This window comes from Pseudomonas sp. DNDY-54, from assembly GCF_019880365.1.
In the GTDB taxonomy this organism is placed as follows: Bacteria; Pseudomonadota; Gammaproteobacteria; order Pseudomonadales; family Pseudomonadaceae; genus Stutzerimonas; species Stutzerimonas stutzeri_P.
This window is the reverse complement of sequence record NZ_CP082271.1, coordinates 1,753,438-1,765,962: the sequence shown is the minus strand read 5'-3', so window position 1 is coordinate 1,765,962 and position 12,525 is coordinate 1,753,438. Positions and strand designations below refer to the sequence as shown.

Genomic DNA, 12,525 nt, shown 5'->3' with positions numbered 1-12,525 from the left:
CCTAACGAGGAGCTATCCCGATGCTCACCCTGCACCATCTTGAAAACTCGCGTTCACATCGTGTGCTCTGGCTGTTGGAGGAGCTGCACGTGCCGTATGAGATCAAACGCTATGTGCGAGACCCGCAAACCATGTTGGCGCCGGCTGAGCTCAAGAACGTGCATCCGTTGGGCAAGTCGCCGATCATCACAGACGGTGACGTGACGCTCGCAGAGTCGGCTGCCATCCTTGAATACCTGCTCGATCGCTATGGCGAGGGGCGCCTCGTTCCGCCCCTGGGCTCAGAAGAACATCGCCGCTACCGCTACTGGATGCACTACGCCGAAGGTTCAGCAATGCCGCCCCTTCTGCTCAAACTGGTGTTTGATAGGGTCGCTAACGGGCCGATGCCGTTTTTCATTCGCCCCGTAGCGCGAGCGATCGCCAAAGGCGCTAACAAAGCGTTTATCGGCCCGCAACTCAAGCTGCATCTGGACTATATGGAGAATGAACTGACGAACAGACAATGGTTCGCAGGGGAGGAATTCAGCGCGGCCGATATTCAGATGAGCTTCCCGCTGGAAGCCGCGACGGCCCGAGCGGGACTTGATGCCAGTCGGCCGAAACTGACCGAGTTCTTAGAGAAAATACGTAACCGCCCCGCTTATCAACGAGCCGTAAAACAGGGTGGTCTAGCGATGCCGGGGCGCTGAATACTCAGCCCCCGAACCGAACGGTTTAGCGTTTTGGCGTCGCTGAATCGTTTCGCTGAGCACGAACAGGAATCGGTTGTAGTCGAGGCGGCTCGATGAAGCCAAGCGCCACTGCCAGATTCCAGCACACACTGTTGAGCCATGCTTTCATGATGAACCCTCCTGCTTGGTAACGGGCCTTGGTGGAGCCATGGGCTTCATAGCCAGCATAACCCATGAAGTGCACTGTCGCTTGCGGCAGATGTTGCAGATTGTGCGGGCCGCGGTGCGCTTCGTCCGGCTCTATAAAGTGCGACCCGGACTGCACGCGGGCGTTCACCGCACCTCGACGTCATTGAGCGGTGTTATGTTTGCGCCGATAAGGAAACACATCGATCACCTTGCCGTCGCTGATCGCTTCCTGCAGCCCCTTCCAGTAGTTGGCGTCATACAACTCGCCATGCAGCTTGGCAAATAGGCGGCGCTGTTGAATGTCAGCGAATAAAAAGCGGGGAAACTCTTCTGGAAACACGTCGTTCGGGCCGACGGAATACCAGGGCTCCGATGCCATTTCATCCTCGGGGTAACGCACCTCAGGGATGTAGCGGAAGTTAACCTCAGTCAGAAAGCAGATCTCGTCGTAATCGTAAAACACCACTCGACCATGCCGGGTGACCCCAAAGTTCTTCAGGAGCATGTCACCGGGGAATATGTTTGCGGCAGCGAGTTGCTTGATCGCCAGCCCGTAGTCTTCCAAGGCTTCATGGACCTGCTGCTCACTGGCGTTTTCAACGTAGATATTCAGCGGTGTCATCCGTCGCTCTGTCCAGCAATGGCGCACGAGCACCGTGTCGCCCTGCACCTCGACCGTAGACGGCGCAACCTCCAGGAGCTCCGCCAGACAATCAGGCTCGAACTTGGATGTCGGGAAGCGAAAATCCGCGAATTCCTGCGTGTCAGCCATGCGGCCTACCCGATCGACGCTTTTCACCAGTCGGTACTTCTCGATCACGGTGGCGCGACTAACATTTTTGGCGTGGGAAAACCGGTCTTTGATGATTTTGAATACCGTGTTGAACCCCGGCAGCGTAAACACGCTCATCACCATCCCGCGCACACCCGGCGCCATGATGAAGCGGTCATCGGTCGTTGCCAGATGATTGATCAGCGCACGATAAAACTCAGACTTTCCATGCTTGTAAAAGCCGATAGATGTATAGAGTTCCGCGACGTGCTTGCCCGGCATGATGCGCTTGAGGAAGCTAATGAAGTCCGCCGGTATCGGCACTTCGACCATGAAGTACGAGCGCGTGAACGAGAAAATGATGGACACCTCCGCCTCGTCCGTAATCAGCGCGTCGGCGACGATACCGGCACCCTCATGATTGAGCAGCGGTATCACCAATGGCCACTGTTCATCACAGGTGAAGATCCGCCCAATCAAATAGGCGCCCTTGTTGCGGTACAGGACCGAACCGAAGAGCTCAACCGTCAGTTCCGGGTCCTTGCACACCCAGTCCGGCAAAGACACCTGTAGCTGCGCCTCGAGCCGTTGCAGGTCTCCGCTCAGGTCCGCGAAGGGCACTGCGAAGGCGAAGTCGTCAAGAATCCGCGCCAGCGTGCCGTGCAGGTCCGCGCAGGGTTGATACCGACGCGTCTGTGCAATTCGCTCGTGTGCGCGATTCACTGGCCGCGTGGAATGAATGAACATCGTGTCGTCGCTGATGCAGTCATGACTGAACAGCGTGCAGAAGATTGAGTTGTACCAGGTCTCGGACAGCTCATCATCGAAGCGCGGATTGATCTGATCGATGTAAGCACCCTTCACCTGCGGCCAGCGCCGCACGTCCAGCAGCACCTCGTCGTCAAATACCGAGCGAAGTGCGGCTGCCGTTTCGCCAACCTTTTCTTCGTATAGGTTGATCCGTGCCGCCGAGGCACGCTGGGCGTCTTGCCATTGCGCCTGCTCAAAGCGAGACCTCGCACCCTCGGTGATCAACCGGAAGTGCTCACGGTAGTCGTCGAAGCCCAACAGGATGTGCCGGGCAATTTCGGCATCGCTTGATATCTGCGGCATTTAGATGGGTCTCTGCAGCGACGAAAGCCCGAGCTTAGCCAGAGGCCGGTCGCAATGAAAGGATCAGCGGACCGGAAGAAAGTTTGAAAGCGTGATCCGCCCTTGTCAGATCGGCAGGGCTCACCAACACTTCGATGTCCCTGCGTCGGAGCCAACTCACATGCGCCCCTCAGACCTCCTGCGTCTACTCGGTCTCGCTGCCATTTGGGGCGCCAGTTTCTTGTTCATGCGAATCATCGCGCCGGAACTCGGGACGTTTCCGACCGCCTTCTTCCGCGTGTTGTTCGCATGCATCGGCCTGTTGGCCATATTGGCCGTCATGCGTATCCAATGGGATTTTCGCGGCAAGTTGAAGCTGTGCATGATTTTGGGAATGATCAACTCCGGCGTCCCCTTCGCACTCTATGCATTGGCGGCGCAGTTTCTACCGACGGGCTATTCCGCGATCTTCAACGCCACTACGCCAATGATGGGGGTACTCATCGGTGCGCTGTTTTTCTCCGAAACGCTGACAGTAGCGAAAACCATCGGCGTCCTGTTCGGGCTGAGCGGCGTCGCCTTGCTGACTCGGACCGGGCCGGTGGCGTTCGACATAGAGCTGCTGATAGGTGCACTTGCATGCCTGGGCGCGACGGCATGCTATGGGTTCGGCGGGTTCCTGACGCGACGCTGGATCAACCAGCACGGGGGTTTGAGCAGTGAGCTGGTCGCCTTCGGCAGCCAAGCGGGAGCAGCACTGTGCTTGCTACCCCTGTTTGGCCTATCGCTGTTGGTCGCGCCGCCGGACAACTGGGGTGATGGAACCGTCTGGCTGAGCCTTCTCGGGCTCGGTATCGTCTGCACGGCCTTTGCCTATATTTTGTACTTTCGCCTGCTTGCGAATATCGGTCCCGTCCGCACCCTCACGGTGACCTTCATCATTCCACCCTTCGGTGTGCTTTGGGGCGCGCTGTTTCTCGACGAACCGCTGGACTGGGCGTATGCATACGGCGGCGCGATGATCGCCATTGCGCTGTGGCTGGTCCTCAGGCAGGCACCACCCAAAACAGCGGCGGCACCTGCTCCCGAAGCGACTAGCGACTAGACGCGCCTGAAGAGCCGCCAAGCCAAATCACTGCTGCAGCTCCTGCTCGCCAAACATGTCTGCGAACAGCATGGTCGACAGGTAGCGCTCACCGGAGTCCGGCAATATCACCACAATGTTCTTGCCCAGCATTTCCGGACGCTCGGCCAGGCGCACCGCAGCAGCCATGGCGGCACCACAAGAAATGCCGCAGAGAATGCCCTCTTCGCGCATCAGGCGCAGCGCCATGGTCTTGGACTCCTCGTCGCTCACCTGCTCGACCTGATCAACCATGGACAGGTCGAGGTTCTTCGGCACAAACCCTGCGCCGATGCCCTGAATTTTGTGCGGGCTGGGTTTGACTTCCTGTCCGGCGATCGTCTGGCTGATCACCGGCGAGCTGATCGGCTCGACCGCCACGCTGAGAATCTTCTTGCCCTTGGTGTTCTTGATGTAGCGCGAGACACCGGTGATGGTGCCGCCGGTGCCAACACCCGAAACCAGTACGTCGATGTTGCCTTCGGTGTCGTTCCAGATTTCCGGGCCCGTGGTCTTCTCATGGATTGCCGGATTGGACGCGTTCTCAAATTGTTGGGGTAGGTAATATTGCTCCGGATCCGATGCAGCAATTTCCGTTGCCTTTTCGATAGCGCCCTTCATGCCTTTGGCCGGCTCGGTGAGCACCAGTTCTGCGCCAAGGGCCTTCAGCACCTTTCGCCGCTCCAAGCTCATCGAAGCGGGCATGGTCAGCATCAGCTTATAGCCGCGCGCTGCGGCGACAAACGCCAGACCGATGCCGGTATTTCCGGACGTCGGTTCAACGATCGTCATGCCTGGCTTGAGGCGACCGCTCTTTTCAGCGTCCCAGATCATCGCCGCCCCGATCCGGCACTTGACCGAGTGAGCCGGGTTGCGACCTTCAATCTTGGCCATGATGCTGACGCCCTTCGGGCCCAGCCGATTAATCATGACCAACGGGGTATTCCCGATGGCCTGCGCATTGTCAGCAAAGATGCGGCTCATGACAGTGTCCCTGCGAGTGGAAAATCTGACTGATGAGCGTATGCCCAGTCTGATGGCCCGTCCAGCCGAACTCACCGATGCGAGTCAGGGTCCACCAGAAGCCACCTCATCAATGTTGACTCTCCACCCAGATCAGACCCGTCATGAAAAAACGCTACCGGCTCCCGCTTTGGATCTTGTTATCAATCGCCCTACTGCTGCTGATCGTTCACTTGGCCCTGCCCCATCTGGTGCTCAACTATCTGAACGATAAGCTGGCGGACATGGGTGAATATCGGGGCCATATTGACGACGTGGATCTCGCTTGGTGGCGTGGTGCTTATCGCGCCGACGGTCTGCTCATCGAGAAAAAGAATGAGCAAGTGCAGGCTCCGCTGTTCACCGCACCGTCAGTCGAGATCGGGTTGAGCTGGCGAGCGCTCTGGAAAGACCAAGCGCTGGTAGGCGAAGTCACGCTGGAGCAACCAGAGCTTAACTTCGTCGATGGCGAAGCGGCTGACGACTCCCAGACGGGCGAAGGCGTTGATTGGCGTGAGCGGCTGGAAGGGCTTATGCCATTCACCCTCAACGAGCTTCGTGTCGTTGACGGGCAATTGTCGTTTCGTAACTTTGATTCCGATCCGCCGGTACATATCTACGCCAGCGCCATCAACGCAAGCCTTTATAACCTGACCAATTCCGAAGACGGGGAAGGCCGCGTCGCGACGTTCGAAGGTACGGCCAAGTTCCTCAATCACGCCCCGATGGAAGCCTCGGCGAACTTCGATCCCTACACCCATTGGGAAGATTTCGAGGTGAATTTGCGCATGACTGACGTGGACCTGACCAAGCTGAACGACTTCAGCAACGCTTACGGCAATTTTGATTTTGCTGGCGGGACTGGCGACCTCGTCGTCGAAGTCGAGGCCAACGACAGTCAGCTTTCAGGCTACATCAAGCCATTGCTGCGCAACGTTGAGGTATTCGACTTCGAGCAAGACGTAGCGAACGAGGAGAAGGGATTCTTCCGTGGCATCTGGGAAGCCGTGGTAGGTGGGAGTGAAGAAGTCCTTCAGAACCAGAGCAAGGATCAGTTCGCGACCCGGGTAGCGCTCTCGGGAAGTACCAAAGATACCGATGTCAGCCCTTTTCAAGCGTTTGTCGCGATCTTGCGAAACGCTTTCGTAGAAGCGTTCTCTACCCGTTTCGAACGCTCGTTGAATGAAGAGGACGGATAACTGTGCACGCCCCGCAAGTTGGCGCCCATTCAGTGACTGAATGATCCACTCGCGTTCACAGTGACGAGCCCATCCCTTATAGTCGTTCGCCTATCCAAACATGAAAGTGCCTGCGTGCCAGGCCTGATCAAAGGAAAACCTGATGAAGTTTGAAGGCACCCAGTCCTACGTCGCGACCGACGACCTGAAACTCGCAGTCAATGCCGCCATTACGCTTGAGCGCCCGTTGCTGGTAAAGGGCGAACCAGGCACCGGCAAAACCATGCTGGCCGAGCAGCTGGCGGAATCCTTCGGTGCGCAACTGATCACCTGGCACATCAAATCAACCACGAAAGCCCATCAGGGCTTGTACGAGTACGATGCGGTGAGCCGTTTGCGCGATTCGCAGCTGGATTCCGACCGGGTCCACGACGTGCGCAACTACATTAAGAAGGGCAAGCTCTGGGAGGCGTTCGAGTCCGATCAGCGGGTCATTTTGCTGATCGATGAAATCGACAAGGCAGACATCGAGTTTCCTAATGACCTGCTCCAAGAGCTCGACAAGATGGAGTTCTACGTCTACGAGACAAATGAGACGATCAAAGCCAAACAGCGTCCGATCATCATCATCACATCGAACAACGAGAAGGAATTGCCAGACGCGTTCCTGCGCCGCTGTTTCTTCCACTACATCGCGTTTCCCGATCGCGAAACGCTGCAGAAGATCGTCGACGTGCACTACCCAAACATCAAAAAAGACCTAGTCGCAGAGGCCCTCGACGTGTTCTTTGACGTACGCAAGGTCCCGGGGCTCAAGAAGAAGCCGTCCACCAGCGAACTGGTCGATTGGCTGAAGTTGCTCATGGCCGACAACATCGGCGAAGCCGTTCTGCGCGAGCGTGATCCGACCAAGGCCATACCGCCACTGGCTGGAGCGCTGGTGAAAAACGAGCAAGACGTACAGTTGCTAGAGCGCCTCGCGTTCATGAGTCGTCGCGCTAGCCGCTGATTGGCGGCGGTTCACAGGAGCCGGCCGCCTCACTTACTGGAGGAAGAGCCATGCAAACGCATATCGGTAGTTGCCTCTGTGGCGTCGTGCGCTATCGCATCGACGCGCCTATCAACGAGCTGACCCACTGTCACTGCAAGATGTGTCGCAAAGCCCACGGCGCGGCCTTCGCCACCTATGCGGGCGTGCCGCTGGAAGCGTTTCACTTCCTCTCGGGCAAGGATCAGCTGGGCGTCTACCACTCTTCCGAGCATGTGACGCGGACGTTCTGCATACGCTGCGGCTCCAACTTGCAGTTCGTTGATAATCGTGAGCACGAGCTGGGTGTTGCTGCCGGTACGCTCGACTCGCCTCTACCCGTCCCGCCACAGGAGCACATATTCGTAGCCTCCAAGGCGAGCTGGTACGAGATCCGTGAAGGACTCCCTACGCACGACGAAGACCGCTGACTTTCCCTTACAAAGGTGCCGCAACGACGGCACGTTCGAGGTTTTGCCATGCTGCTTGGCTTGTTCAATGAGATGCGCGCCGCCAAGGTGCCGGTATCGGTGCGCGAATTGCTCGACCTGATCAACGCGCTGAAACACAACGTCGTTTTCTCAGACATGGATGAGTTCTACTACTTGTCCCGGGCCATCCTGGTCAAGGATGAGCGCCATTTCGACAAGTTCGATCGTGCCTTCGGGGCCTATTTCAAAGGCTTGGAGAATCTCAACCAGCACATCGAAGCGCTGATCCCTGAAGAATGGCTACGTAAGGAATTCGAGCGTTCCTTGAGCGATGAAGAGCGCGCGAAGATTGAGTCCTTGGGTGGGCTGGACAAGCTGATCGAAGAATTCAAGAAGCGCTTGGAGGAGCAGAAGGAGAAGCACGCCGGGGGTAACAAGTGGATCGGCACAGGCGGCACCAGCCCCTTCGGCTCAGGAGGTTACAACCCTGAAGGCATCCGCATCGGTGATGCAGGAAAACGTCAAGGCAAAGCGGTGAAGGTCTGGGACCAGCGCGAATACAAAAACCTGGACGACCAAGTCGAATTGGGCACGCGCAATATCAAGGTGGCCCTGCGCCGCTTGCGCAAATTCGCACGCCAGGGCGCTCAGGATGAGCTCGATCTTGACGGTACTATTGACCACACCGCCCGAGACGGGGGCCTGCTCAACATTCAAATGCGCCCGGAGCGGCGTAACGCGGTGAAGCTGCTCATCCTGTTCGACATCGGCGGCTCGATGGACGCGCATGTAAAGGTCTGCGAGGAGCTGTTCTCAGCCTGCAAGACGGAATTCAAGCACCTCGAGTACTTCTATTTCCATAACTTCATCTATGAATCGGTATGGAAGAACAACTTCCGCCGCACTTCCGAACGCACCTCAACGCTTGATCTGCTGCACAAGTACGGCGCTGACTACAAGGTTGTCTTTGTCGGCGACGCCGCGATGGCGCCCTACGAGATCACCCAAGCCGGAGGCAGTGTCGAACATTGGAACGAAGAAGCCGGCTACGTCTGGATGCAGCGCTTTATGGAGAAATACAAAAAGCTCATCTGGATCAACCCCTACCCGAAAGACACCTGGGGCTACACCTCCTCCACCGGCATCGTTCGCGATCTAGTTGAAGACCGCATGTATCCGCTGACGTTAAGCGGGCTTGAGGAAGGTATGAAGTTCCTGTCGAAATAACCAGACCCACCCCTGCAAGGATGCACGATGAATTATCGCTGGGCGCTATGCGCTGTAGTAGCGCTGACGGCGCTCATAGCATTTGGAGATCTGACCCTAGCGCTGCGGCTGCGTGATGCGCCAGCCATTCAATACCAGGCTGCTTGGGCACCCGCACTTTGCAATTGGCTGTTTGAGCAGCAAGGCCCCATCAGCAGCGCGAAACTGATCGCATCAACTCTAATGCTGCTCTGGTGGTTGGTGGCGATGATAAAACCCGCCCGCCGCCCCAACCTCAGGCTGGCCAATGCCACATTCAGTGGCTGGCTCGTGATACAGACGGTGGCGGTATGGGCCGCCGTGCTTGGCGTCTTGTATCAGGTAGCGGGTTTTGCTGATGGGCTTACCGCGAGCAATACGCTGCGAATCATCACGGGCACGTCACTCAGCTGGCTGATCCCCTTGACGCTGTGCGTGCCCGCCCTGCAGCTGGCCCTCGGCGAATTTGCGTATCGCTCCGGCTGGTCTTCGGCCCAACCGGTGAAGGATCGCTCTACTTCGCGGGTGGAATCGGCTTAGCGATACGGCGTCGGCGCCGCTGGTGCTCTGGGAACAGCGCGTTGCGCAAGAGCAGATAGAAACTTTCGAAGATCCAGGCCAGTAACAACGCAGCGCACAATCCCCACGCGATCGCGTCGGGTGCTAACAGCACTTGGAAGCGATAGTTATTCCAGACCTGGTTGCGAAAATCTCCGTCAGCGCCAATTAATACATGCCAGGCTTGGGCGTACCAAGGCCCCTGCATGATCCGCCACTCGCGGTCCAGCAAGCGGGCACGCTCCACCAGTGCAGAGACGCTACGTGCATCACTCTGGAATACCGGGTCATCACTGGTGCGGTAATGCTCAACCAGTGCATTCAAGTCGCCTTTGAAGAAACGCCCTGCCGTTTCCTGAAATCCGATCAGGCCTTGATGCGCCTCGAGCCGGCGCGCCTCGACGTGTCGCTCGTATGCTTCGATGAAACCAGGCACCTGGATCCCGACCAGCAAGCCAAGCGCGAACAAGGACAACCGCAGATAGCTCCTCAGCATCACTGCACCTGCCCGCGAGCGACGCATTCGCCCAGCCGCCACAGGGTCCATTCGCCTGGCTGGTGAACGTGCCACTGCTCGTTATCGGTCAAAGGTTCGGTTGCCAACACGGTCACGATGTCGTCAGGGGTCGTTTCGGCGGTGAAGTCCACGGTCAACTCGGCATCCTTTAGTTGAGCCGGACCGAAGGGCGCTCGGCGAGTAATCTGTGCGAGCTTGGTGGTGCAGAAGCTGAACAACCACTCCCCGTTGCTGAGCAGGCAGTTGAATACCCCCTTTGCACGATACTCCGTGCACGCCTCTAACATTCTGGGCAGCAGATCTTCAGGGGAGACGCGTTCTGGAAAGTCGATACGCACCCGGTTGAGCAGGTCACAGAATGCCGCTTCACTGTCCGTGTCACCGACCGGTCGATAGAAGCCACGCGTAGGTTCGAAATCAGCAAGCTGGCCATTATGGGCAAAGCACCAATGCTGCCCCCACAGTTCACGTACAAAAGGGTGAGTGTTGACTAGCGAGACCTTACCCACGTTTGCATGCCGGATATGGCCGATCACAACCTCGCTCTTGATCAGATAGTGCTGGACCATCTTTGCCACTTCCGACTCGCAGCTGGCGACCGGGTCTTGGAACAAGCGCAGACCCCGGCCTTCATAGAACGCGATACCCCACCCATCCTTGTGCGGCCCGGTGCGCCCGCCGCGCTGCATCAGCCCAGTGAAGCTGAAGTGAATGTCGGTCGGTACGTTGGCACTCATGCCGAGCAGCTCACACATGCAGGTCTCCCGTTACGTCTTGTTCACGTCTGGATGCTCAGATGCGGTCCGATCGACTCGCTCATAATCTGGGTTCGGTCCGGGTCTGATAGCGACTGGCGGGGCGATAATCATCGTCATCATCTTCCTCGAGCCGCTCCCGTAAGGTACGCGGGTCTTCGCTCGTTTCGGACGCTGCGCGCCGCAATTTCAGCTTGCGCTCGATTGGCCAACGCAGCGCTACAAAGCCAGCGTACAGCGCAAATGCGATGAGTCCGTAAAGCGCCAGATCCGCAACCGCCCGCCATGCGTTGTTGCCAACCTTGAACAGCACATCCAGGGCGGTGATGGCCACCGCTGGCGCGAACAGCTCGCGCGCGGGGTCTACGATGGTTGGCGTCAGCAGTAGCACCGCGGCAATCAATCGCAGCGGCTCACGCAACCAGCGCCACATGGGCCTCGTGATGCGAAACCACACCAGCAAACAACCCAGCGCGGCAATCCCGTACGCTGTCCAGGCGAGCAAGTAATCGTTGGCAAATAGGAACATGGCAGTCTCTTGTGTGAGCCGGATGCGCGCACCGGCGCGTGACGTCGCGCATGATACCAGTCGTTAGCCTGCCGACTGCCAGCTCGCGATGTAATGCCACTGGTCATCGTGCATGTAACGCCGTATAAACGCTGAAAAATAGAAGGCTCAGAGCCCCTTAATAGCGTGCAAGAAGCCATACTTGTCACACGGAAACATCAGGAGACTCACCATGACCTACCAGCATATTCTGGTCGCAACCGACCTGAACGACGACTGCCACCCGGTCGTCGCGCGCGCCCAGGCGCTGGCAACTGCTAGCGGCGCCAAACTGGCGTTGGTCCACGTCATCGAGCCCATGGCCATGGCTTTCGGTGGGGACGTGCCGATGGACCTATCGATGCTTCAACAACAACAGTTCGACCAAGCGCGCGAGCGCCTGGCCGTGTTTGCCGATCGTTACCCCAGCCTGACCGCAGAGCAGCGACATCTCGCTTACGGGCAGCCTCGCCAGGAAGTCCATCGATTGGCAAAAGAGCAAGGCTGCGATCTGGTCGTTGTCGGTAGCCATGGCCGTCATGGCCTGGCGTTGCTGCTGGGCTCCACCGCCAACGACATCCTCCACGGAGCACCTTGCGATGTGCTCGCCGTACGCCTGAAAAAGCCCGAATAATATGCGTTGAATATGCGTAGACGTGAGCGTCGAAGCTCAGGCTGTTTCGACATCCTCGCCAGCACACATGACTAACGGCCTGATCTTCTTCAGCTGGGTTTCCAGCGAGTAGGTCAGGCTGGATGACATCGAGAAGAAGGTCAGAAACGCCTTCAGATTCGAATCGCCGTGGCAGGTGTCGTGAATGCGCTGCCAGAACGCCTGATTGACCAATTGCAACTGCTGAAACGAGCGCACCAACCCGCGCAGCTCCCAATCAGCATGACGCCCTTCGCGCAGATTGAAATACTGCTGGGCCAGATAGAGTGAGACCGCGCGCAGCACGAACTCCTGATTGCTGGCGAACGGCAGATGTTGATGGGCCATCGGCTTGAGCTTACTCAGTACCGGGCATGCGCTGGTCGCCATAATGACGCCAAGCAAAGCCCGTAGCCCCTCATCCAGCCCCACCAGCTTGTTGTATTCGCGCTCCGGCGTTCGCACCCGAACCTGCGCTTTCTTCACGGCCGGCAAGCCCTGAAAATCTTCAATAACGCGATGCAGGTCCACGGCGGCGGGACAATGCGTAAAGTGATCCTTACTTAGCGGACAATTGTTGCATCGCTGATGATCCAAACGTGTCCACGTGGGTGCCTTCGCGGCTGTTTCGTTATCGTAAACGCGGTCCAGCTCAATTCGGTAGCTGAACTCATGCTCGTCATCCAGGACGATGCGGTAATCAATTGCCATTAATGCTCCGTCTGGTGCTGACAGTTCCCGTGAGTAGTTTCAGTGACAACCA

At 57.7% G+C, this 12,525-nt stretch carries 15 protein-coding genes; 8 read left to right on the top strand and 7 right to left on the bottom strand.

What is annotated here, in order from left to right; all coding sequences use genetic code 11:
- Positions 1-20: 20 nt before the first annotated feature.
- The gene (locus K4O48_RS08325; RefSeq protein WP_222911553.1) at positions 21-692 is read left to right on the top strand and encodes a glutathione S-transferase; all 672 of its coding nucleotides are present in this window, start codon (positions 21-23) and stop codon (positions 690-692) included.
- 25 nt (positions 693-717) lie between these two features.
- Here the strand turns inward: K4O48_RS08325 and K4O48_RS20595 are convergent, their stop codons facing one another.
- Together K4O48_RS20595 and aceK are read right to left on the bottom strand one after the other, a co-directional pair.
- On the bottom strand, positions 718-843 hold the full coding sequence (locus K4O48_RS20595) for a PA1414 family protein (protein WP_312846499.1): 126 nt from the start codon (positions 841-843) through the stop codon (positions 718-720).
- A gap of 180 nt (positions 844-1,023) precedes the next feature.
- Entirely contained in the window at positions 1,024-2,748 is a 1,725-nt protein-coding gene (aceK, locus tag K4O48_RS08320) for a bifunctional isocitrate dehydrogenase kinase/phosphatase (protein ID WP_222911552.1), read from the bottom strand.
- 160 nt (positions 2,749-2,908) lie between these two features.
- Here aceK and K4O48_RS08315 point away from each other — a divergent pair, with 160 nt between their 5' ends.
- Positions 2,909-3,832, top strand: coding sequence for a DMT family transporter (locus tag K4O48_RS08315; protein ID WP_222911551.1), 924 nt, complete (start codon positions 2,909-2,911; stop codon positions 3,830-3,832).
- Positions 3,833-3,859: 27 nt separating this feature from the next.
- Here K4O48_RS08315 and cysK read toward each other — a convergent pair whose 3' ends face one another.
- On the bottom strand, positions 3,860-4,834 hold the full coding sequence (cysK, locus tag K4O48_RS08310) for a cysteine synthase A (RefSeq protein ID WP_222911550.1): 975 nt from the start codon (positions 4,832-4,834) through the stop codon (positions 3,860-3,862).
- Positions 4,835-4,977: 143 nt separating this feature from the next.
- Here cysK and K4O48_RS08305 point away from each other — a divergent pair, with 143 nt between their 5' ends.
- The 5 genes from K4O48_RS08305 (at position 4,978) to K4O48_RS08285 (ending at position 9,273) form a co-directional block, all read left to right on the top strand.
- The gene (locus K4O48_RS08305; protein WP_222911549.1) at positions 4,978-6,051 is read left to right on the top strand and encodes a DUF748 domain-containing protein; all 1,074 of its coding nucleotides are present in this window, start codon (positions 4,978-4,980) and stop codon (positions 6,049-6,051) included.
- 142 nt (positions 6,052-6,193) lie between these two features.
- Entirely contained in the window at positions 6,194-7,039 is an 846-nt protein-coding gene (locus K4O48_RS08300) for an AAA family ATPase (RefSeq protein ID WP_222911548.1), read from the top strand.
- A gap of 50 nt (positions 7,040-7,089) precedes the next feature.
- Positions 7,090-7,488 carry a GFA family protein gene (locus K4O48_RS08295; RefSeq protein ID WP_222911547.1) on the top strand — a complete coding sequence of 133 codons (399 nt, stop codon included), beginning with the start codon at positions 7,090-7,092 and terminating at the stop codon, positions 7,486-7,488.
- Between the two features lie 48 nt (positions 7,489-7,536).
- On the top strand, positions 7,537-8,715 hold the full coding sequence (locus K4O48_RS08290) for a VWA domain-containing protein (RefSeq protein WP_222911546.1): 1,179 nt from the start codon (positions 7,537-7,539) through the stop codon (positions 8,713-8,715).
- 27 nt (positions 8,716-8,742) lie between these two features.
- Entirely contained in the window at positions 8,743-9,273 is a 531-nt protein-coding gene (locus K4O48_RS08285) for a hypothetical protein (protein WP_222911545.1), read from the top strand.
- Here the strand turns inward: K4O48_RS08285 and K4O48_RS08280 are convergent.
- From K4O48_RS08280 to K4O48_RS08270, 3 genes are all read right to left on the bottom strand, one after another.
- Complete coding sequence (locus K4O48_RS08280; RefSeq protein WP_222911544.1) at positions 9,248-9,787, bottom strand: DUF2937 family protein; 540 nt, start codon at positions 9,785-9,787, stop codon at positions 9,248-9,250. The genes K4O48_RS08285 and K4O48_RS08280 overlap by 26 nt on opposite strands.
- On the bottom strand, positions 9,787-10,563 hold the full coding sequence (locus tag K4O48_RS08275) for a class II glutamine amidotransferase (RefSeq protein WP_222911543.1): 777 nt from the start codon (positions 10,561-10,563) through the stop codon (positions 9,787-9,789). Before K4O48_RS08275 ends, K4O48_RS08280 begins: the two co-directional genes overlap by 1 nt.
- Before the next feature lie 61 nt (positions 10,564-10,624).
- Complete coding sequence (locus tag K4O48_RS08270; protein ID WP_222911542.1) at positions 10,625-11,092, bottom strand: MFS transporter; 468 nt, start codon at positions 11,090-11,092, stop codon at positions 10,625-10,627.
- A 211-nt stretch (positions 11,093-11,303) separates the two neighbouring features.
- Between K4O48_RS08270 and K4O48_RS08265 the strand changes: the two genes are divergently transcribed.
- Positions 11,304-11,744, top strand: a complete 441-nt coding sequence (locus K4O48_RS08265) for a universal stress protein (protein ID WP_222911541.1) — start codon at positions 11,304-11,306, stop codon at positions 11,742-11,744.
- 36 nt (positions 11,745-11,780) lie between these two features.
- Here K4O48_RS08265 and K4O48_RS08260 read toward each other — a convergent pair whose 3' ends face one another.
- Entirely contained in the window at positions 11,781-12,473 is a 693-nt protein-coding gene (locus tag K4O48_RS08260) for a DUF6901 family protein (protein ID WP_222911540.1), read from the bottom strand.
- Positions 12,474-12,525: the final 52 nt, after the last annotated feature.

Coding starts and splice junctions, on each gene's coding strand:
- K4O48_RS08325 (WP_222911553.1), top strand. CDS start 21: ATGCTCACCCTGCACCATCTTGAAAACTCGCGTTCACATCGTGTGCTC.
- K4O48_RS20595 (WP_312846499.1), bottom strand. CDS start 843: ATGAAAGCATGGCTCAACAGTGTGTGCTGGAATCTGGCAGTGGCGCTT.
- aceK (WP_222911552.1), bottom strand. CDS start 2,748: ATGCCGCAGATATCAAGCGATGCCGAAATTGCCCGGCACATCCTGTTG.
- K4O48_RS08315 (WP_222911551.1), top strand. CDS start 2,909: ATGCGCCCCTCAGACCTCCTGCGTCTACTCGGTCTCGCTGCCATTTGG.
- cysK (WP_222911550.1), bottom strand. CDS start 4,834: ATGAGCCGCATCTTTGCTGACAATGCGCAGGCCATCGGGAATACCCCG.
- K4O48_RS08305 (WP_222911549.1), top strand. CDS start 4,978: ATGAAAAAACGCTACCGGCTCCCGCTTTGGATCTTGTTATCAATCGCC.
- K4O48_RS08300 (WP_222911548.1), top strand. CDS start 6,194: ATGAAGTTTGAAGGCACCCAGTCCTACGTCGCGACCGACGACCTGAAA.
- K4O48_RS08295 (WP_222911547.1), top strand. CDS start 7,090: ATGCAAACGCATATCGGTAGTTGCCTCTGTGGCGTCGTGCGCTATCGC.
- K4O48_RS08290 (WP_222911546.1), top strand. CDS start 7,537: ATGCTGCTTGGCTTGTTCAATGAGATGCGCGCCGCCAAGGTGCCGGTA.
- K4O48_RS08285 (WP_222911545.1), top strand. CDS start 8,743: ATGAATTATCGCTGGGCGCTATGCGCTGTAGTAGCGCTGACGGCGCTC.
- K4O48_RS08280 (WP_222911544.1), bottom strand. CDS start 9,787: ATGCTGAGGAGCTATCTGCGGTTGTCCTTGTTCGCGCTTGGCTTGCTG.
- K4O48_RS08275 (WP_222911543.1), bottom strand. CDS start 10,563: ATGTGTGAGCTGCTCGGCATGAGTGCCAACGTACCGACCGACATTCAC.
- K4O48_RS08270 (WP_222911542.1), bottom strand. CDS start 11,092: ATGTTCCTATTTGCCAACGATTACTTGCTCGCCTGGACAGCGTACGGG.
- K4O48_RS08265 (WP_222911541.1), top strand. CDS start 11,304: ATGACCTACCAGCATATTCTGGTCGCAACCGACCTGAACGACGACTGC.
- K4O48_RS08260 (WP_222911540.1), bottom strand. CDS start 12,473: ATGGCAATTGATTACCGCATCGTCCTGGATGACGAGCATGAGTTCAGC.